Raw genomic sequence first — 22,318 nt, forward strand, 5'->3', positions numbered from 1 at the left:
TTCCTATTTTTAAACCAACTTTTAAACAAAACAATCTCCGATACCTCTCTTATCATGAAAAAAGAACTGTTAATCTGCTTTTTTACCACCCTGATGTCTGTAGCCAGTGCCCAGCAAAATAAAAACGATGTTTTATCCTGGGTAGATCCTTTCATAGGGACTGGTGGTCATGGACATACATTTCCGGGAGCAACTACGCCATTCGGGATGATACAGCTGAGTCCGGATCAGAATACAAAAAGTGGCGACTGGGACTGGTGCTCAGGATACCACTACAGCAGCAAAACCATCATGGGATTCAGCCATAACCATTTGAGCGGAACGGGATGGGCAGACCTTGGAGATATTCTGGTAATGCCTACCGTAGGACAGGTTAAAATGGTTCCAGGATCTGAAGACAAGCCGGAAACGGGTTACCGTTCAAAATTTACCCATGATAAAGAAATTGCTTCTCCGGGATATTACTCTGTAATGCTGGACAGCTATGGGATTAAAGCAGAGCTGACTGCTTCTCCAAGAGTAGGATTTCATAAATATACTTTCCCGAAAAGTAGTGAAGCCAATATCATTATTGATCCTACCAACAAAATCTTCGGAAATATCTACCATACTTTAGTGAGCGTGGAAGGCAATAATAAAATCAAAGGATACTGCTACAGCAATGGCTGGGGAGGTAAACGGTTTGCTTACTTCGTGATGGAGTTTTCCAAACCGTTTAAGTCTTACGGTGTTTATGCTGACGGAAAAATCAAAAATGATGAAAAAATTGCCCTTGCCAAAGATGCGAAAGCTTTTGTAAGGTTTTCAACAGAAGATCAGGAAAGCATTGAAGTAAAAGTATCATTATCTCCGGTGAGTACAGAAAATGCACAGGAAAATTTTGATACAGAAGCAACAAATATTGATTTTGCCAAAGCAAAAGAAACCGCTCAAAAGACCTGGAGAGACCTGATCGGAAGATTCCAGGTGACAGGAGGTACAGAGAGCCAGAGAAAAATTTTCTACACGGGAGTTTACCATACCTTCATTGCACCCAATTTATACATGGATGTGAATGGAGATTATGTGGCCGCTCAGGAAAACATGAATACCAAATGGTTCACCAACTACAGTACTTATTCTTACTGGGACGGATTCAGAGCAACGCATCCTCTGTTAACTATTATGGATCAGAAACATACAAAAGAATTTACCAACTCTCTGATCAGCAGATATACAGATCGTAAAGATCACATGCCAATCTGGGAACTTTGCGGATATGATAATTTCTGTATGCTGGGCTATCACAGTGCTTCGGTAATCTGGGATGCCATTTCAAAAGGAGTTCCGGGCATTGATGCTGAAAAAGCATTTGCAGCCATGAAAGATGCTTCTTTAACGGACAAAATGAGCAGCAGTGATGGTGGCGGAGGCCTTAACGACTATATAAAATTAGGCTACACTCCATCAGAAAACGGAGCTTCTGTTTCCGCAACACTGGAATATTCATATGATGACTGGTGTATTCAGCAGCTTGCAGAAAAATTAGGTAAAAAAGAAGAATCGGAAGTCTATAAAAAACGTTCTATGAACTTCCTGAATACCTTCAATAAAGAAAATAATCACTTCTGGCCAAGACAAAAAGATGGGAAATTCTTAGCAGATTTCACCCTTAACGATTGGAAAAAACTTCAGCCACACTGGGTTTCCGGAAACATCTGGGCGTATGATTTTTTTGTTCCTCATCAGATTGACGAAATGATGAATCTGTACGGAGGAAAAAAAGGATTTGAAGAAAAACTGGATAAAACCTTTACAGAAGCGCTTCATATGGAAGGAGAGCAGCACGTAGATATCTCAGGATTCATCGGATCTTTAGGATTCGGGGACGAACCGGGTCATCATGTTCCATACCTGTACAACTATGCAGGAAGTCCTTATAAGACTCAGAAAATGGTAAAATATATCCGTGACAATATGTATGCAGCAAAACCTGATGGAATCGTTAACAATGAAGACTGTGGTCAAATGTCAGCATGGTATATTTTCTCATCATTAGGATTCTATCCTGTGACACCTGGGAAACCTGTATATGCCATCGGAGCACCACAATTCCCGAAGGCTTCTTTAAAGCTTGAAAATGGGAAAACTTTCACCGTGATTGCAGACAAAATATCTGACAAGAATATCTACGTACAGAAAATGTTCCTGAACGGAAAGGAATACAAAAGCTGGGAGCTGAACCACAGCGATATCATGAACGGTGGCGAATTGAGATTCGTAATGGGAAGCAAACCAGTAAAATAAGACTCATAAAAATAAACGAAATAAAAAGTATCAATGGAAAGGAGAAATTTTATTAAAACAAGTGCACTGGCGGGAGCCGGATTGCTGTTTACCCAAAATGTTTTTGCTAAAAATTTAGTACTGGACGATTTTCCTGTTGTCCGTGTTCCTAAAGATAAAAGACATTTTACCAGCGAATCCGTAGAAAGTGCTATTGCAGCGTTTAAAAAGAAAGTAAAAAACAAAGAGCTGAGCTGGCTTTTTGAAAACTGCTTCCCGAATACATTGGATACTACTGTTTACTATACGGAAACCGGAGGAACACCGGATACCTATGTGATCACCGGAGATATTGACGCCATGTGGCTTCGTGACAGTTCCGCACAGGTTTTTCCTTATCTGCAGTTCTCGAAAAAAGATGAAAAACTGCATAAGCTTATCTCAGGAGTAATCCATAAACAAACGACATTCATCCTGAAAGATCCTTATGCGAATGCTTTCTATAACGATGATCAGAAGATCAGTAAGTGGAAAGAATATGACCATACCGATATGAAGCCGGGCACCCATGAAAGAAAATGGGAAATCGACTCGCTTTGCTATCCTATCCGTCTGGCCTACCACTTTTGGAAAACTACAGGAGATACAAAACCTTTTGATGTGAACTGGCTGAAAGGAATCAAACTTACCATGCAGACTTTCACAGAACAGCAGAGAAAAAATGATCTGGGTCCTTACAAATTCGAGCGTACAACGGCTTGGGCAACAGATGGAGTTCCTATGGGAGGATATGGTTACCCAACGAAACCTGTAGGATTGATAAGCTCTATGTTCCGTCCAAGTGATGATGCTACCATTTACGGATTCCTGATCCCTTCCAACTTATTTGCGGTGGTAAGCTTACGTCAGGCTGCGGAAATGGTTGCTCAGATTAAAAATGAAAAAACGTTGGCTCAGCAACTGAACAGCCTTGCTGATGAGGTAGAAGCAGCCATCAAAAAATACGGAATTTACAATCATCCTGAATTTGGAAAAATATATGCTTTTGAAGTAAATGGCTTTGGAAGTTACAACCTGATGGATGATGCAAACTGTCCAAGCCTGCTGGGACTGCCTTATCTGGATGCGGTGAAAGCTGATGACCCTGTGTATTTGAATACAAGAAAATTTGTGTGGTCAGAAAACAACCCGTTCTTCTTCAAAGGTAAGCTGGCAGAAGGAATAGGAGGTCCACATATAGGATTGGATATGATCTGGCCAATGAGTATCATCATGAAGGCACTCACTACCAAAGACAAAAGTGAGATCAGATGGTGTATAGATACCTTGCAGAAAACGCACGGAGGAACAGGCTTTATGCATGAATCCTTCCATAAAGACGACTCCAAAAAGTTCACCAGAGAATGGTTTGCATGGGCCAATACCTTATTTGGAGAATTATTATGGAAAACCTTTAACGAAAACCCGGAGCTACTGACATAGCACACCCTTTTATATGGCTTTTTCATCTGAGATTCCTTCCCGAAAAAGAAGGTGTCAGGGGATTGCTATATAAAATTCAGACACCAAAACACCTTAAAAAAATTATACAATGAAAAAAAAATCCATCTTTACCGCACTGATTGCCATGATGCTTCAGTCTGGTTCTCTGATTAACGCACAGCAGCTTAGCCCTACAGGAATATGCTATGTGGAAGTGAATAACAACAACCTCCTGAATGCGGGAGCGTACAAACTGCAGACATCGAACAGCTACCTGTTTAATGTGGTGAATATTTTTGCGGCTAATATTAATTATGATACCAGCCGTGGTAGAGCATATCTGTATTCCAATAATAACGTAACCAAGGTTCTTACTAATGCAGATACTTACATAAAGCCACTTCAGCAAAAGGGAATGAAAGTAGTACTGACTATTTTAGGGAATCACCAAGGGGCCGGGATCTGTAATTTTCCTACCCGTGAAGCCGCAAAAGACTTTGCTCTGCAGCTTGCCAATACAGTGAATACCTACGGTCTTGATGGAATTGATTTTGATGATGAATATTCTGAATACGGAAATAACGGAACAGGACAGCCTAATGACAGCTCATTTGTAATGCTTGTTCAGGAGCTCAGAGCTTTATTACCGAATAAAATTATTTCATTCTACTATTATGGTCCCGCAGCTTCAAGACTTTCCTGGAACGGAGCCAGAGTAGGAGATAATGTCAACTACAGCTGGAATGCCATGTACGGAACATTCTCTGCTCCCAATGTACCACCTCTTACCAAAGCACAAATCTCTCCTGCAGCCGTATGGATGGGAAATACTTCCAATTCTACCACCACCAGCCTGGCAACCCAAACGAAAAATGGCGGCTATGGCGTATTCATGTGGTATGATTTACATGGAACGAATGAAACGGCACAGCTTTCAGCAGGAACTCAGACATTATATGGAGAACCAACTGTTTTAAGCGGTACTTTACAATCCTGGACACAAGGAACCAATTGTGATGCCCCTATCGGATTGTACACAAGCAATCTTACAGGAACAAGCGCTAAATTAAACTGGTCAGCCGTAGGAAGCAATACCTATGATGTTGATTATAAACCAGCTTCTTCAACAACATGGACGAATGCAGTAACAGCAACGAGCTCCACTTCTGTAACCATTTCCGGATTAACAGCCAATACCGAATATGACTGGAGAATTAGAACCAACTGCAGTGTGAAAAGCGCCTATATGTTTGCTCCAAGATTTAGAAGCACTTCAGGAACAACTCCTACAGGATCCTATGCTCTGTCTTTGGATGGAAGTACAGAATCAGGAGCGGCCGGAAGTATGAATCTAAGTGGCTCAGCATTGTCTTTTGAAGGGTGGATCAAACCGTCATCGTTCAAATCTGCGTCGCCATATATTTCTTCTATCATGGGAACAGAGGTAAGCGACAGCAATTCTGCATTCTTACGATTAGGAGATGCAAGTCTGGCGAATAATAAACTTCAGTTTGTGGTAAGTATTAATAATGTACAGCAAAAACTCGCTTCTGCAACAGCTCTGAATGCCAATACCTGGTATCACGTAGCAGCTACTTACGATGGATCCAATATGAAAATTTATATCAATGGTGTTCTGGATGCCACCAAAGCACAAACCGGAAGTGTGAATTCAACAGGGGCATTCAATGTAGGATATTTATATAATACTTCCAGAAACTTCAATGGGAAAATAGATGAGGTAAGAGTTTGGAAACGCGCATTAAGCCAGACAGAAATCAGTCAGAATATGTGTAATGTATCCGTTCCGGCAACTTCACTGGCTGCTTATTGGAAGTTTAACGAAGGAAGTGGTTCTACAGTTCAGGATACTTCAGGAAATGGTGTGACTTTAACGTTAACGGGAGTTGATTCTTCTAACTGGGGAACAGATGTACCATGTACAACAGGAAGTTCTGCATTAGCAAGAACTGCAGGGCAAAAGGCGGTCAATGTCGGAGAGACAAGCATTAAAAATCAAATCAAATTATATCCTAATCCGGCAAGCAAATCTTCATCACTGACAGTTTCTGTTCCGGATGAATACAGCAAAGGAAAATTGACAATTTATGATTTTAACGGAAGAATCGTAGATACAAAATCACTGAACTTAGGAGATAACCAATATGAATTGAGCAGAATTTCCGCAGGAAACTATATCGTTCAGTTTGAATCTCATGATGGAAGCCTGAAACAATCCGAAAAACTAATTGTAAAATAACAAACCCAGTCATTGGGTTTCGGCCCAATGATTTTTTCTACTACAAAATTGATATACTATGAGAAAAAAATCCTTTTTTATTCCCTTAATGGCCCTGATGCTTCAGTCAGCTCCGGCACTCAAAGCACAGCAGCTTGATCCTTTGGGAGTCTGCTATGTGGAAGTGAACAACAACAATATGCTGAATGCAGGTTCCTATACTTTACAGAATACCAACAAACAGCTTTTTGATGTAGCCATTATTTTTGCAGCCAATATCAACTATGATGTTTCCAAAAACCGTGCTTACATTTCAAACAATAACAACGTTACCAAAGTTCTGAATGATGTCAATACCTACGTAAAACCTTTACAGCAAAAAGGAATAAAAGTATTGCTTGATCTTTTAGGAAACCACCAGGGAGCGGGAATTTCCAATTTCCCTAACCGTGAAGCGGCTAAAGATTTCGCCTTACAGGTGGCTCACACTGTTTACACCTACGGACTCGATGGAGTAGACCTTGATGATGAATACGCAGGATACGGAAATAACGGAACAGGACAGCCTAATAACAGTTCTTTTGTCATGCTTTTACAGGAACTGAAAGCCGCAATGCCGGATAAGCTGATTACGTTTTATTACTATGGTCCGGCTACAACCAGACAAACGTATAATGGAGATTTAGCCGGAAATTATATCAATTACACCTGGAATGCCATGTACAGTACGTACAATGCGCCTGTTGTTCCGCCTCTTGATAAATCTAAAATCTCTGCAGCGGCAACCTGGATACAAAACTCGAATCCAAGTTCAACTTCTTCCATTACATTGGCAAGCTTAGCAACCAGCACAAAGAATGATCAATATGGTGTATTTATGTGGTACGATCTGCCGGGAACCAATGTAGCCAGCTACCTGAGTACAGGATCCAATATTCTTTATAATGAAAATACACTCTTAAGCGGTCAGTTGTATCCATGGTCACAGGGACAGGCTTGTGATCCGCCATTGGGACTGGATGTTTCCAACGTGACAGGAACTTCAGCTCAACTGAACTGGACTTCCAATGCTTCCCAGTCTTACAATATTGACTATAAACCAGCTAATTCAACGGTATGGACGAACGTTGCCAGCAATTATTCAGGAAATAATATTGTCATCAACAATCTTACTCTGAATACCAATTACGATTGGAGAATCCAGTCTAACTGCTCACCGACATTAACAAGTACTTATATTTTTGCACCAAGGTTTAACTCCGGAAGTGGCTGCACTACGCCATCAGGATTGACTTCCGGAAGTTTCCTTGGCAATACCACTCAGTTATCATGGGATGCCGGAAATGCAACTTCATATACGTTACAGTATAAAACTGCTGCTGCCACAACCTGGACTGAAATTCCAAATATTACAACCAATTCCTATTCATTACAAAACCTGACACCTAATACAAGTTATGTATGGAAAGTACAGGCTTCATGTACAGGAGGAACGACAAGTACTTATTCAGGAGAAGGATCATTCAACAGTGGTTTTGCTCCGGTTACAAGCCCGGGTGCAAGATCTCTTGCTTTCAACGGAAGCACGCATTATCTTAACGCAGGACAATTTAACCTGAGTGGAAACGCGGTGACCTTTGAAGGTTGGGTAAAAGTAAATGCTTTCAAAACAGGCTTTCCGTATATTTCATCGGTAATGGGTATTGAAGTAGGAGATAACAACTCGGCGATGCTTCGTTTCGGAGACGGAAACCTTGCGAATAATAAGCTGCAGTTTATATTAAGTTTTGGTTCGTCACAGGTGAAATTGAATACGAATACTTCATTCAACACTAATACATGGTATCATATAGCAGCCACTTATGATGGTGCAGCCATGAAAATTTATGTCAACGGTAATCTTGATGCAACGTTTGCGGTGACGGGTAACTTTACGGCAAACGGAATCCTTTATCTGGGAAGAAACTATGACAATTCACGTACAATCAATGGTTTCCTTGATGAATTCAGAGTTTGGAAAAGAGCACTGACACCACAGGAAATCATGAATAACAGCTGTAATGTTCCTGCCAATTCTACAGGTCTTGAAGCCAACTGGAAAATGGATGAAGGCAGTGGAATGGGAGCTTTGGATGCTACAGCCAATACCCATTTTGCAACCCTGATCAATATGACAGATGCCAACTGGAGAACAGATGTTGCCTGCGCTTCTAATCTTGCAGTGAAAGATGTTGAATCTGTGAAAGACAACAGCGCAGTGTACCCAAATCCTGTGAAACGAGGAAATGATATTCACTTTGCTATCAGTGACAACTCTGCAAGTGAAGTGGCATTGTACGATGCGTCAGGAAAATTATTCAAAAAACAGAATATTAATCAAAATAATAACGCAGTGAATACGCAGGATTTAATCAGTGGTACTTATATTTACAAAATTACACCCGCAAACAATAAAGTAATATCAACCGGTAAAATTATTGTGAAGTAAGATTTTGATAATAAAATAGTAACCGGGACTAATGAAATAGAGTCTGAAATACAAAGCAGGCAGACAGAGGTGTACTTCTGTTTGTCTGTTTTTTCAGTCACAGGAAGACTTGAATTTAAAATAAAAAATAATGCAGAATATAGTAGGAATCGATATTGGAGGGTCGCACATCACGCTGGCTCAGGTAGATCCGGAAAAACGTGAAATCATTTCATCCACCTATGTAAGAGAACATGTAGATGCTTTCGAAAACAAAGAAGTTATTTTCAACGCCTGGGTTTCAGCCATTAATAAGGTGGCTCATGATCTGGTAAAAGAAGATCTTTTAATCGGTATCGCAATGCCGGGACCTTTCGATTATGAAAATGGAATATCTCTTATGCGGCAGGGAAAATTTATTGATATCTATCAGGTCAATATTAAAGAAGAACTGGCAAAAAGGCTGGCCATTTCTCAGAAGCAGATTCATTTTGTAAATGATGCGGCTGCGTTTATGGAAGGAGAAGTATTCGGAGGATGTGCCCAAGGTTTCAACAGTGCTTTTGGAGTGACTCTTGGAACAGGATTGGGAACTACTTTCTTCAATGGAAAATTTGCTGCCGATGAAGATTTATGGGATGCTCCCTTCAGAGATTCCATCAGTGAAGACTATCTGGCGACACGCTGGTTTGTGAATCATTATAAAGAACTGACCGGAGAAGAAATCTCAGGAACGAAAGATCTTCTGGATAAACCTACAGAGATACAGACTCAAATGTTTAACGATTATGCAGACTCCTTTTCTGAGTTTATTGTCAGATATGTAGATCATTACAAACCGGAAGTTTTAGTTATAGGAGGAAATATTGCCAAGGCTTATCCTCATTTTGAGCAAAGATTTATTCAGAACTTAACCAAGAATAATATTAACTTGCAGGTTAAAATTTCTGCCATATTTGAAGATGCGGCCATTCTTGGAGCTGCCAGCTATGCATTAAAAAAGCGTATATAAATTAACAAACGAAAAGATACAATGAAGTTTATATTTTCTACTTGCTTACTGTTATTACAGGCCTGGGCTTTAGGTCAGAATGTATCTCCCGTAGACTATGTGAATCCTTTGATGGGAACCCAATCCAAACCTTCATTATCCAATGGAAATACCTATCCGGCAGTCGGACTTCCATGGGGAATGAATATCTGGACACCCCAGACCGGTAAAATGGGCGATGGATGGGCATATACCTACGATGCAGATAAAATAAAAGGATTTAAACAAACCCACCAGCCGTCTCCCTGGATGAACGATTATGGCGCATTTGCCATCATGCCTGGAGTTGGAAAAGTGAAGTTTAAAGAAGACGAAAGAGCAAGCTGGTTCAGCCATAAAGCTGAGGTTACCACACCTTATTTCTATAGCGTTTATCTTGCTGATATCAATGTCACAACAGAATTTACACCTACTGAAAGAGCCTCTTATTTTAAATTTGATTTTCCAAAGACAGACAGCGCTTACGTAGTGGTTGATGCTTTGAACAAAGGATCTTATATCAAAATTTTACCAAAAGAAAGAAAAATCCTCGGATATACTACAAGATATTCTACCGGGAAATACGAAAACTTTAAAAACTACTTTGTTATTCAGTTTGATAAAGATTTTGAACTCACAAAAACCTGGAAAGATGATAAACTGGTGAATGATCAGTTAGAAATTACCAGTGATCACACCGGAGCTGTGGTAGGATTTAAGCTTAAAAATAAAGAAACGGTGTATGCAAAAGTAGCTTCTTCATTCATCAGCTTTGAACAGGCAGAACTGAATCTTAAAAGAGAAATCGGAAACAGAAATTTTGAACAGGTCAAGACCGACGCTAAAAATATCTGGAATAAGACATTAGGAAAAATAGAAGTAAAAGGAGGAACAGATCAGCAGATGAGAACCTTTTATTCCTCTTTATACAGAACTTTATTCTTCCCGCAAAAGTTATATGAGATTGATGCTCAAAATAAAATAAAACATTGGAGTCCATACAATGGCAAAATTGTAGACGGAAGAATGTTTGCAGGAACCGGTTTTTGGGATACTTTCCGTGCTCTATATCCTTTCCTGAATCTGGTGTATCCAAGCATTAATGTGGAAATGCAGGAGGGACTGGCCAACGCTTATAAAGAAGGTGGTTTCTTACCAGAGTGGAGCAGTCCGGGATATTCTGATATTATGATTGGAAACAATTCCGCATCCGTAGTAGCAGATGCTTACATCAAAGGACTTCGCGGATATGATACAGAAGCGCTGTGGCAGGCTGTAAAACACGGAGCAAACAATGAAGGTCCTATAGAAGCTGTAGGCCGCGCAGGAGTAAAGTATTATAATGAATTGGGCTATGTTCCTTACGATGTAAAGATCAATGAAAATGCAGCAAGAACATTGGAGTATGCTTATGATGATTTTTCAATCTATCAATTAGGAAAAGCACTAGGAAAACCTGCTTCAGAAATTGATATTTATAAGAAAAGAGCTTATAATTACAAAAATGTATTCGACAAGGAGACGGGCCTTATGCGTGGTAAAAATAAAGATGGTAATTTCCAGAAACCTTTCAATCCTTTCAAATGGGGAGATGCTTTCACGGAAGGAAACAGCTGGCATTATACATGGTCGGTTTTCCAGGATATTGATGGTCTGGCAGAACTGATGGGTGGAAAGAAGAAGTTTGAAGCCAAATTAGATGAAGTATTTTCATTGCCTCCGGTTTTTGATGACAGTTATTATGGAGGCGTTATCCACGAGATCAGGGAAATGCAGATCATGAACATGGGACAGTACGCCCACGGAAACCAGCCTATTCAGCACATGATTTATCTGTACAACTATGCAGGAGCACCTTACAAAACTCAATATTGGGCAAGACAGGTGATGAATAAATTGTATCATGCAACTCCGGACGGATATTGCGGTGATGAAGATAACGGACAGACTTCTGCGTGGTATATTTTCTCAGCTCTAGGGTTTTATCCGGTAACACCGGCAACGGATCAATACGTGTTGGGAGCACCATTATTTAAAGAAGCTACCATCCATTTGGAGAATGGTAAGAAAATTGAAATAAAGGCTCCGGAAAACAACGCAGAAAATCTATATGTAAAATCACTGAATGTAAACCAACAGCCTTATTCCAAAAACTGGCTGAGCCACAAGGAATTGATGAAAGGTGCTGTGTTAGACTTTAAAATGGATAGCAAACCTAATAAAGAAAGAGGTACACAGGAAAAAGATTTCCCATATTCAATGTCAAAAGAAGAGTCAAATAAATAAATTTTAAATTAAAAATATAGCTGTATGAGTACAGAGAAAAAAGAAATATTCGATAGAGTAGAAAGCATGCTGCAAGGACAAGGTTTTAACATCGCAGCAAAAGACGATACAAGACCATGGGGAGGATTTTTTGTGATTGATGAAACACAGGCACAGGATTTTGCCAACCAATATTTCGATGGGATTGATGTAGATAGCCTTAGAATAGGAGGAAAACTGAGCCCGAAAATCCTTATCGTAGCTCCTGAAGCAAGATTAAGCTGGCAGTACCACCACAGAAGAGCTGAAATCTGGCAGGTTGTAGAAGGAACGGTAGGAATCAAAAGAAGCAATACCGATGAAGAGGGAGAACTGAAAGAATATGGTCCGAAAGATCAGGTGAAACTTCAGCAGGGGGAAAGACACAGGCTGATTGGTCTTACAGGCTGGGGAATTGTAGCTGAAATCTGGCAGCACACCGATGCGTCCAATCCTTCAGACGAAGATGATATCGTAAGAGTACAGGATGACTTTGGAAGATAATAAAAATTCCGCTTCAATTTTTGAAGCGGAATTTTTATTGGTAAGGAAGCTTGAGGCTGGAAGAGGGGAGTTTCTGTAAGTTTTCATAACTCTTGGATTTCCTTCGTTATTAGAGGCAATTTTACCTGCTGATGGTAAAAATTAAACCTTATAGGTTTCTGAAACCTATAAGGTTTTGTTTATTCAGAAAAGTATAAATCAGTAATTTATTCCTAAATAAGAATTCTACCGGCTAGGACTTCCAGCATCATTCTTCCATCTTCCCGCCTTAAAACGTCACATCCAGTCCCACATAGAAGTTGGCCTTCATAATCGGAGCATATACCATTCCGCCATCAAAATAGCTTCCGAAAGGATTTTTAAAATCTACAATCGCATTTTTCTGATAATAAGAAGTCAGGTTTTCTCCTCCTACATAAGCCCTGATCTTTTTATTGAAGTTTCTTGAGATCTGAGCATTAAGAACCGCATAAGATTCTGAATACGTAGGTAACTGAAACTCTGCCGGATTCGTTGAAGTATCAGGAAGTCTTTGCTTTCCAACCCAGTTTAAAGTCGTATCAAAGCTCCAGAATCCGCCATTATCATTTTTATTGGTTGAATAGGCCAGATTCACAAACCCTCTGTGCTTCGCCATAAAAGGAACTTCTCTTCTTCCGCCGATATAATCAGCCTGCACGTCATAATATTTATAAGCCAGTCTTACTTCAAGATTTTTGACAGGCATGAAATCCCATTGGGCCTGGAACGAATTCGCAAAAGATTTTCCATCCAGATTATAAAATGTCAGCTGTTGAGGAGATTGATCCAGATCTACCAATACCTGATCCTGGAAATCTGTTCTGAAGAAGTCTGCAACAATGCTCGATTTTCTTCCGAATAACTTAAATTCTTGTTGTAAGCTTGCCCCATAATTCCATGCGATTTCAGGTCTTAATCCATAAATATTTCCTCCGTTAGGCAGAATATTAATCGCTCTGTTTGATGCAAAATACTGCTGGCTTTCCGCAAATACATTTGCTGTTCTGAATCCTCTTCCGGCAGAAAGTCTTAAAATCGTCTGAGGCGTGAAGTCATATTTAAAGTTCAATCTTGGCGTAAACTGTGTTCCTGCCAGATTGTGAAAATCTACTCTTGAACCCGCTACTAAAGTATATTTTAAACCTGTTAAAGTATATTCAGCAAAAATTCCCGGTACAATTTCATTTCTTCTCATATCGTCCAGCAAATACGTTTCTTTGTATCCGTCATATAAGAAACTTGCTCCAGCCTTATATTTGTGGTTGGTATTTCCGATGATGCTTTCAAAAATTAAATTGGAATAGTATGTATGCTGCTGTCCCGCATAATTTCTCAATCCAAAAAAGCTGTCCTGCTGATGATACACATACTGGTTCATCCAGCCAATACTTTGATAAGGTTTACCCTTAAAAACATATCCTGTTTTATTCCAGACCTGGAATCTTGAAATATCGATTCCAACCCCATAAAAAGGCTGTTTGTCCTGACCCAGTTTTTTATCAAAACCAATCTGTCCTGCCGTTCTTTCATCTCTGATAAAATTAATTCCAAAATGAGACCCGAACCCCGACTTTTCAAGATCATTATAATTAAGCAAATATGCTGCATTAATCTGTGTTCCTTTTGGTCTGTCCAGAAAACCATCATGGTTCATATCCGTATTTCCAAACGTTCCGTTGCCGTGAAGAAGGAAAGTTTGCGACCATTTATCGTTGATAGGAGAAACATTGGTAATATTCACTTCAGCTCTTCCATTAAAATCAGAAAAAAGATTTAATGATGTTTCAGGAGCCTTTGCATTCTTAAGAAGTTCAGTGTTGATTTGTCCTGTGATACTTTCATAACCGTTGGTTACGGTACTTCCTCCTTTGGTAAGCTGAATACTTTCAATCCATCTTCCCGGGATAAAATTTAAGCCATAGGCAGAAGCCAGACCTCTGATCTCAGGTAACTGTTCTTTTGTCAAACTCGTGTATTTCTGATCCAACCCAAGCATTTTCAGCTGTTTAGTTCCGGTAACTGCATTGCTGAAAGAAACATCTACCGTTGCATTGGTTTCAAAACTCTCAGAAAGATTACAACAAGCTGCCTTTAACAGCTCTTTTTTATCGATATTAAAAACAAGTCCCGCATCTTTTTTACTTAAAGCTGTTGCTGCCTTAGAACCCGTCACCACAACACCATCAATACTTTTTTCGTGCTGGGAATGATCCTTTTTAGCAGATGAAGTCTCATTGTCTTTATGATCTTCATGCTTTGTTGCTTCTTCGTAATGAACCTTTGGATTAGGCTGCCCGAAAGTAAACTCTCTGTCATAAAGACAGCATCCCGGAAGGCCATTGTAAACAGCATCTGAAGCTTTGTATTTTTCATTATCATGTCCTGCATCAGCAATAGCCTTTAAAATCTTATCTGATGAGGTTTTTGAAGGGTCAAAATGTAAAGTAACCGTTTGCTTTTCAGCATTCCATTCTGCAGTATTGGCACCGGCATCTTTGGATGCTTTTTCAATTCTGGCTTTACATGAAGCACAGTTTCCTCTTACGTAGAATTCATTTTCTTTTTTAGGGGAAATAGTAGCATCTGCATGGTGCTCATGATGGGTTTCTGTCTGGGAAGGCTGAAGATCTCTGTCGTAATGACAGCATCCCGGAAGTCCTTCATAGGTTGTATCAGAAGCTTTGAATTTCTCATTGTCATGTCCTGCTTCTGCTACCTTTTTCAGAATATCATCAGAAGATACCTTATCTGTTTCTAAGGTTAGTGTCTGAAGATGAACAGAGTAAACGGCTGTTTTGGCACCCGCTTTTTTTGCGGCGCTTTCAATTCTTGTTTTGCACATTTCACAGTTCCCTTTTACCTTGAACTGATTTTTTGAAAGTGTCTGAGCAGATATAAATTGTGTAAATAGGAATAATGCACCAAGTATGAACCTGGAAATATATAATTTCATTTTGTTTAAAGTTTTAATTAATTAAAAAAACAGTTCATTATAAGGCATAATGAACCCATACTATTTAATTAACCTATCTTGGGCGGTTGCCAGATTTCCTTCAAACGGTCTGAAAGATAAGGATCTGCATATTGAAACTGAAGATTCTTATTCGCTTTGTAATAAGACAGTTCCAGACGTAGATTTTTTGAAAAAGGGGTTTCAATAAAAGTATAGCAGGCAATGCATGATGAGCAGCAGTCGTCATTACATGATTTTGTGTTATCATGTTTGCTGTCTTTTTTTGAAGAATGATTTTTACAGCAGTCCATTTTCTTGGAAGATTCTGCTTTACAGCATGTTTCCTGCATTTCCTGCGCATAGAAATAGTCCTTGGGAATCAGAAAAACTCCCAGACAAAAAACTATGGCAAGTATATGAAACAGCTTCATCTCTGCAAAAATACAAAATTTATGGTAAAGGATCACCAACTTTTAGAGAACAGCTATGCCATGGCTCACCATGAGCGGGGTTCAGTTTCGGTTTTTCTCCCATTGCCAGGCTCTGTGCTGCAGGTGCAGGAGCCGGACCTGGAGTTGCTTGAACTGTATTTTGCACTGCCTGTGGCGCAGGAGCTGGCTTAATGTTTAAGGGCTGTCCCACGGGAATATCGCATCGGTGTCCAGGCTGTCCGTGTGGAGGATTCATTCCTGGTGCGGTTTTTACCTGCTTCCCGTTATTATCAAGTGTGATTTTTCCTGATGATACAGCATTCGGATCAATCTGGATGGTATTGCCTCCGCTCACATTTACATTTTGTGTTGCAGGAGTAGCTGCAGCAGGTTGCCCATTCAAAGGCTGTCCTACGGGAATATCACATCGGTGTCCCGGTTGCCCGTGAGGAGGATTCATTCCCGGAGCTGTAGCCATAGGAGCAGCGTTGGACTGGATGCCTGCCTGTTCCATCAGAGCGGTTTTTGAGGTGGTATTTAGAGCTACGTTGGGCTGGCCAGCGTTGGCTTCTTCTTTTAAGTAAGTAGCTCTTTCATCCTTTTTACAGGATGCAGCTAAGAGTGATACGGCGATCAAACCTATAAATGTATTCTTCATATCCATGGGTATGAAACAAAATTAGCAAAACATTTTCAATTGTTTTGCTAATTTTATACTTATAATTTGATTTTTGGATTAATTTTTTACCAAAAGTCTAAATCCTTCCCCGTGAACGTTGATAATTTCCAATCCTTCGTCGTCTTTTAACAACTTACGAAGCTTGGCAATATAAACGTCCATACTTCTTGCTGTAAAATAATTTTCCTTTTTCCAGATCTTTCTTAAAGCAAGGTCTCTCGGCATGAAATCATTTCTGTGGATGCAAAGAAGTTTTAATAATTCGTTTTCTTTAGGAGATAGTTTATATTCTTTATCACCTACTTTCAGCTGTCTCAGCATAGAATCAAAGAAAATATTACTGATTTTAAACTGCTCCTGTTCTTCATTTTCCAAGGTAGAACTTCTCTGAAGAATTGCTTTTATTTTGTATAAAAGTAGCTCAGTATCAAATGGTTTTGTAATATAATCATCAGCACCTAACTGATATCCTTTCAAGATATCTTCTCTCATGTTTCTTGCAGTAAGGAAAATGATAGGTGTATTTTTATCAATCTTTTTTACATCTTCCGCTAATGAAAATCCGTCTTTTTTAGGCATCATTACGTCAAATATACAGATATCGAATTCATTTTCTGTAAATTCTTTAAGTCCCTGCTCCCCGTCAGTGGCAAGAGTCACTTCAAAATTATTGATGGTCAAATAATCTTTAAGCACCGCCCCGAAACTCTGATCGTCCTCTACTAATAATATTCTGTTGCTCATAATTTTAATAATTAAAAATTAACAATTAAGAATGAACTTCCTCACTCTATCTTCTATATTTTGATATTTGGTTTAACTTTATAATTGATGAATGATCATTGATAACTGATGTGAAAAAGATCTGTATCATTTATCGCTTATCATCTATCATTTATTTTTCTAGCTCATTGGCAGTTTTATCGTAAACGTACTTCCTTTTCCTTTATGAGAGTCTACAATAATCTGTCCTTTGTGCAGTTCTACAATTTTCTTCACGTAAGAAAGACCTAATCCCTGGCCTTTTACGTTGTGAATATTTCCGGTTTCTTCCCTGAAGAATTTTTCGAAAATTTTGGTTTTATTCTGTGTATCCATTCCCATTCCTTTATCGGAAATTTCAATCACATACCAGTGTCCTTCATTTCTTGTTTCCACATGTATTTCCGGTGCTTCAGGAGAATATTTATTGGCATTATCCAGTAAGTTGACCAGCATATTGGAGATGTGGAATTCATCTATTTTAAAATTATACTGAGTGGCCGTGAACTTCTGTGTAAGCGTTCCGTTTCTTTGTTGTACAATCAGGTTGAAAGATTCTGTCGTTTTTTTGATCAGCTCTCTTACGTTGGTCTCTTTTAAAAATAATTCCACTTCATTTCGTTCAAGCTTGGACATGTTAAGTACATTTTCCACCTGTTTTTTCATCCTTAAATTCTCCTGCTTGATCAGTTCGGAATAGTATTTTACTTTATCCGGATTGGTGGCAATTTTATCATTAGCCAACGAATCCGTTGCAACAGAAATGGTTGCCAATGGTGTCTTAAACTCGTGAGACATGTTGTTGATGAAGTCTGTTTTCACTTCAGCAAGTTTTTTCTGCCTCATCATATAATTGATGGAAATAATATAAATCCCAAGAATGGTAAGGAGAGAAAGAAATGTTCCCAAAAGCATCGGCCAGTTATTCATCGCCAGGGAATATTCTTTTTTAGGAAATACCAGAGCAAGGCTGTATAATGTATTTTTCTTATCGGCAAACAGAGGAAAGCTGTAGGTATTACTGTCTTTCTTTTCTTTATAAGCCTTATTCGCAATGCTTGTAAGCTTATTATTACGATCCAGAACTCCATATCCGAACTTGGCAGTGATCCCTCTTATTTTAAGCTCTTTGGCAATAACGGAGTCCAGTGTTTTAGGATCCACTCTTTTGGTGATAGGAAGGTTGTTTCCATATACTTTCACAAACTCTTTCATGGAGTAATCTCCCGTCTCAATCTCCTGATTGATATCTTGCGTTAAAAGTTCGCGATTGGTGGTGTCTCTTTTTATTTTATAAGCAGCTTCGTCTGTATACAAAGTCGTCAGCTTGATAGAATCTCCTTTTTGAGAAATAGGCAGCTGCGTTTTTTCAATGATATTTTTGGAATAAATAATCTGTCTTTGAGTCCCGGAGTCTTCTACTTGCTGAATAGTAGTTAAAGACGGCTGTTTGCTGTTCGCAAGAATGTTTTTTCTGAAATCTTTATAATCCTGATTCAGGTATTTGTCAGCTTCAATCTCTTCAATACTTTTTGAAGTACTTTCCAAAACCGCATACACTTTATTTGAAAAATCCTGTTCCAGTACGCCGTAATAGCCTTTCAACCAATAAAATTGGAGCGTTACAAAGACAATCAGTGAGATCGTCATAAACACTGAAATTATTGGGATGAATTTGTTATTCATTATTTAAAATATATATGTTTTGGAAAAATGAATGTTAAAATTAATTTTTTTAAGAGTACATAAACAAAAAACGAGCCAAAAAATTGTTTTTTTTTTCTTAAAAGAGTGTTTTTTAACAATTATTTATGAATTATCTTTTACTTGTCATATGAAAAGTCCTTTCAATAAATAAAATGCTAACTTTAATAAAAATAAATATATATGGAATCTACTATCATTTTCAACAAAGATTTTGATGCATCAAGTGCTTATGTTATGAAGATTTTTAAGGCTGATGTTTCAACCGTATGGAACTATTTTACACAAGCAAGATTATTGGATCAATGGTGGGGACCTAAACCGTGGAAATGTGAAACGGTAAGTCAGGATTTCAAGGAAGGAGGCACCTGGATGTATACAATGGTAGGTCCGAACGGGGAAAAAGGACCTATGTATGCTCAAACTCAATATGGAGAAATTACAGAACACAGAAGTCTTGACTGGATGAGTGCTTTCTGTGATGAAAAAGGGAATATCAATGAAGACTTCCCAAGGTCAAAATGGCTGATTGGCTTTACTGGATTGGAAGAAGGAACTAAAGTAACCATCAATATCTATTACCATTCTCCTGAAGTGATGAAAAAGCTTATGGATATGGGATTTGAAGAAGGCTTTAAAATAGGACTGAATCAATTGGAAGAATTGATTGGATGATTTTGAAAATGTAAAAAGCACTTATTTATAAAAAAGAGGATTTTCCATTAGAAAACCCTCTTTTATTTATCACCAGGAATTAACTTCCTGCTTCCATCTTCAAACTTCCAGGCTTTACAAAAGCTCTTCTTCCTGAAAATACTGGATAATCGCCTTTTTCATAAGCAAAGTCTGCTCATTAGGTTTGAGTTCCGGAAGTTCTTCCACAATTTCAAAGTGGGGCCATCCGTCTTCATAGTGGGTAAATTTATAATATCCAAATGGCTCAAGCAATCTGCAGACTGCAATATGGATCAGGTTTACTTTGTCTTCTTTTGTATATTTTTGCTGGCCGCTTCCCAGTTCCTGCAACCCTATCAGAAATAAGAGGGTTTCAATGGGCGGGTTCTTCTCTGTCTGGAAATTGTCTTCAAAGAATTGTTCTATTTTTTTCCAGTATTCAGTTTCGTTCATATAATTGATAAATGATGATTAATAATTGATGTTTTAACGTTTTAATTCTTCACCTAATTTCCTTTATAAGCAGAAGTTACTTTTAAAATTTCAGTAGCTTCGTTAATAAGAACATCTGATCTTTGATAGATCTGGCTCTGCACATTGCTCTATAGTTACTGGTTGTTGATGAAACAGATCTATCAATGATCATCTATTTTCAACAGAAACGCATACTCCAGTGCATCTTCTTTCAGAGATTCAAATCTTCCGCTTGCTCCTCCATGTCCGGAGCTCATATCAGTTTTGAAGATTAAAATGTTATTGTCCGTTTTTAATTCTCTTAATTTGGCGGTCCATTTTGCAGGCTCCCAGTATTGTACCTGAGAATCATGGAATCCTGTCGTGATCAGCATATGAGGATAATCTTTCGCTTCTACATTATCATAAGGAGAGTAGTCTTTCATGTAATGATAGTATTCCTTATCATTAGGATTTCCCCACTCATCATATTCTCCGGTTGTCAAAGGAATCGTATCATCCAGCATGGTTGTAACAACATCTACAAAAGGTACCTGTGCCACAATTCCGTTGAATAACTGAGGTTCATAATTTACCACAGCACCTACCAGCAATCCGCCGGCACTTCCTCCCATGGCATACATGTGTTTTGATGAAGTATAATTTTCTCTGATCAGGTATTTTCCGGCATCAATAAAATCAAAAAATGTATTTTTCTTAAACAGCATCTTCCCGTCTTCATACCATTCTCTTCCCAGATATTCTCCACCACGGATGTGAGCAATAGCATAAATAAATCCTCTATCCAGCAAAGACAATCTTACATTGGAAAAGCTGGCATCAACAGTATGTCCGTAGCTTCCATATCCATATAAAAGAAGCGGAGTGTCAGGTGATTTCTTAGTGTCTTTATGATAAACCAGGGAAATAGGAACTTTTGTCTTTCCATCTCTTGAATCTGCCCAGATTCTCTCTGAAATATAATTTTCAGGAGCAAACTTTCCACCCAAAACTTCCTGTTGTTTCAGAAGTTTTGTCGTCTTTTCCTTCATGTTGTACTCATACGTGGAACTAGGCTGTGTAAGGGAAGTATATCCATAGCGTAAAATTTCCGTATCAAATTCCAGATTGATCCCGATATAAGCTGTATAAGTAGGATCGGAGAAAGGTAAGTAGTAAGACTCCTGTGTTTTCTCGTCAATGATTTTGATCTGAAGCAATCCTCTTTCTCTTTCCTCAAGAACCAGATAATCTTTAAAGATCTCAAAACCTTCCAGTAAAACTTCTGCACGGTGCGGAATCACATCAACCCAGTTTTCCATGCTGCAGTTATCAATCTTTGCCTTTACAATCTTGAAATTGATCGCATCATCCGCATTGGTAATGATATAAAATTCGTCTTCATAATGCTCTACTGAATATTCAAGATCATCTATCCTTGGCTGGATCACCGTCCATTCTGCAAATACATTGTCTGAAGGAATAAAACGATGTTCATCCGAAATAGTGCTTGAGCTTGCAATGAAAATGTACTCTAATGATTTTGTCTTAAATACATTAACATCAAAAGTCTCATCTTCTTCATGGAAGATCAGAACATCTTCCGCTGAATCTGTTCCCAGCCGATGTCTGTATACCTGAAATGCACGAAGGCTTTTGTCTTTTCTGATGTAAAAAATATGCTGGTTATCATTCGCCCAAACGGCTTTCCCTGTAGTATTAGGGATCGTATCCGGCAAAATTTCCCCTGTCTTTAAATTTTTAAAATTAAGCGTATAAATTCTTCTTCCTACATCATCTGAAGAAAAAGAGGCCAGTTCGTTATTGGGGCTTACTGCTACACTTCCTACTTCAAAAAACTCTTTGCCGTCTGCCAGAATATTAACGTCAAGTACAATTTCCTCATCATTCTCAAGGTTTTTATACTTTCTGCAGAAGATAGGATATTCTTTGCCCTCTTCATAACGCACAATATACCAGTACTCATTAAAGAAATAAGGCAGAGACTCATCGTCCTTTTTATAGCGGGCTTTCATCTCTTCGAAAAGCTCTTCCTGAAGAGCTTCCGTATCTTTCATGATGAATTCTTCGTAGGCATTTTCCTCCTCAATGTATTGGATCACTTCGGGGTTTTCCCTTTCATTCAGCCAAAAGTAATTATCAGTTCTTCTATCGCCGTGTTTTTCTAATATTTTTTCAATTTTTTTTGCCTGTGGAGCTTTCATCCGGGGTATTTTTATTTTTTTATTGCATAGGATGTTCTTATACTTTTTCTTCTGAAAGTAAGTAATTTAAGCAGAAATCCTTTCAATATTAATTTTTGTTCAAATTTAGGTAAAAAAAAACCAT

Annotated in this window: 15 protein-coding genes; 8 read left to right on the forward strand and 7 right to left on the reverse strand. The window is 38.7% G+C overall.

Annotated features, from left to right (window positions below; translation table 11 throughout):
• Window positions 1-54 precede the first annotated feature (54 nt).
• The 7 genes from DEU40_RS02365 to DEU40_RS02395 all read left to right on the forward strand — a co-directional run bounded on the left by DEU40_RS02365 (window position 55) and on the right by DEU40_RS02395 (window position 12,291).
• Window positions 55-2,286 carry a GH92 family glycosyl hydrolase gene (locus DEU40_RS02365; RefSeq protein WP_110008609.1) on the forward strand — a complete coding sequence of 744 codons (2,232 nt, stop codon included), beginning with the start codon at window positions 55-57 and terminating at the stop codon, window positions 2,284-2,286.
• Window positions 2,287-2,319: 33 nt separating this feature from the next.
• On the forward strand, window positions 2,320-3,747 hold the full coding sequence (locus DEU40_RS02370) for a glycoside hydrolase family 125 protein (protein WP_110008363.1): 1,428 nt from the start codon (window positions 2,320-2,322) through the stop codon (window positions 3,745-3,747).
• A 109-nt stretch (window positions 3,748-3,856) separates the two neighbouring features.
• Window positions 3,857-6,007 (forward strand): endo-beta-N-acetylglucosaminidase H, encoded by a 2,151-nt coding sequence (locus DEU40_RS02375; protein ID WP_110008364.1) that lies wholly within the window; start codon window positions 3,857-3,859, stop codon window positions 6,005-6,007.
• A 58-nt stretch (window positions 6,008-6,065) separates the two neighbouring features.
• Window positions 6,066-8,474: an endo-beta-N-acetylglucosaminidase H gene (locus tag DEU40_RS02380; protein WP_110008365.1), complete on the forward strand. Its 2,409-nt coding sequence runs from the start codon at window positions 6,066-6,068 to the stop codon at window positions 8,472-8,474.
• Window positions 8,475-8,604: 130 nt separating this feature from the next.
• Window positions 8,605-9,465: an ROK family protein gene (locus tag DEU40_RS02385; RefSeq protein ID WP_110008366.1), complete on the forward strand. Its 861-nt coding sequence runs from the start codon at window positions 8,605-8,607 to the stop codon at window positions 9,463-9,465.
• 21 nt (window positions 9,466-9,486) lie between these two features.
• A complete protein-coding gene (locus DEU40_RS02390; RefSeq protein ID WP_110008367.1) occupies window positions 9,487-11,769 on the forward strand; it encodes a GH92 family glycosyl hydrolase in 2,283 nt (760 codons plus the stop codon).
• A 24-nt stretch (window positions 11,770-11,793) separates the two neighbouring features.
• On the forward strand, window positions 11,794-12,291 hold the full coding sequence (locus tag DEU40_RS02395) for a phosphoheptose isomerase (protein WP_110008368.1): 498 nt from the start codon (window positions 11,794-11,796) through the stop codon (window positions 12,289-12,291).
• A 268-nt stretch (window positions 12,292-12,559) separates the two neighbouring features.
• On the opposite strand, the gene DEU40_RS02400 is transcribed toward DEU40_RS02395, so the two are convergent.
• The 5 genes from DEU40_RS02400 to DEU40_RS02420 all read right to left on the reverse strand — a co-directional run bounded on the left by DEU40_RS02400 (window position 12,560) and on the right by DEU40_RS02420 (window position 18,823).
• Entirely contained in the window at window positions 12,560-15,265 is a 2,706-nt protein-coding gene (locus DEU40_RS02400; protein WP_110008369.1) for a TonB-dependent receptor domain-containing protein, read from the reverse strand.
• 68 nt (window positions 15,266-15,333) lie between these two features.
• Complete coding sequence (locus DEU40_RS02405) at window positions 15,334-15,696, reverse strand: hypothetical protein (RefSeq protein ID WP_171006242.1); 363 nt, start codon at window positions 15,694-15,696, stop codon at window positions 15,334-15,336.
• A 19-nt stretch (window positions 15,697-15,715) separates the two neighbouring features.
• Window positions 15,716-16,354 carry a hypothetical protein gene (locus DEU40_RS02410; protein WP_228406426.1) on the reverse strand — a complete coding sequence of 213 codons (639 nt, stop codon included), beginning with the start codon at window positions 16,352-16,354 and terminating at the stop codon, window positions 15,716-15,718.
• A gap of 78 nt (window positions 16,355-16,432) precedes the next feature.
• Window positions 16,433-17,119, reverse strand: coding sequence for a response regulator transcription factor (locus tag DEU40_RS02415; protein ID WP_002982671.1), 687 nt, complete (start codon window positions 17,117-17,119; stop codon window positions 16,433-16,435).
• 159 nt (window positions 17,120-17,278) lie between these two features.
• Entirely contained in the window at window positions 17,279-18,823 is a 1,545-nt protein-coding gene (locus DEU40_RS02420; protein ID WP_062673264.1) for a sensor histidine kinase, read from the reverse strand.
• 201 nt (window positions 18,824-19,024) lie between these two features.
• Here DEU40_RS02420 and DEU40_RS02425 point away from each other — a divergent pair, with 201 nt between their 5' ends.
• Entirely contained in the window at window positions 19,025-19,516 is a 492-nt protein-coding gene (locus DEU40_RS02425) for an SRPBCC domain-containing protein (protein WP_110008371.1), read from the forward strand.
• A 114-nt stretch (window positions 19,517-19,630) separates the two neighbouring features.
• Here DEU40_RS02425 and DEU40_RS02430 read toward each other — a convergent pair whose 3' ends face one another.
• Together DEU40_RS02430 and DEU40_RS02435 are read right to left on the reverse strand one after the other, a co-directional pair.
• Window positions 19,631-19,969 carry a hypothetical protein gene (locus DEU40_RS02430; RefSeq protein ID WP_110008372.1) on the reverse strand — a complete coding sequence of 113 codons (339 nt, stop codon included), beginning with the start codon at window positions 19,967-19,969 and terminating at the stop codon, window positions 19,631-19,633.
• A gap of 182 nt (window positions 19,970-20,151) precedes the next feature.
• Window positions 20,152-22,194 carry a S9 family peptidase gene (locus DEU40_RS02435; protein ID WP_110008373.1) on the reverse strand — a complete coding sequence of 681 codons (2,043 nt, stop codon included), beginning with the start codon at window positions 22,192-22,194 and terminating at the stop codon, window positions 20,152-20,154.
• Window positions 22,195-22,318 lie beyond the last annotated feature (124 nt).

The sequence above is a fragment of the Chryseobacterium sp. AG844 genome, assembly GCF_003182335.1.
Taxonomy (GTDB): domain Bacteria; phylum Bacteroidota; class Bacteroidia; order Flavobacteriales; family Weeksellaceae; genus Chryseobacterium; species Chryseobacterium cupriresistens.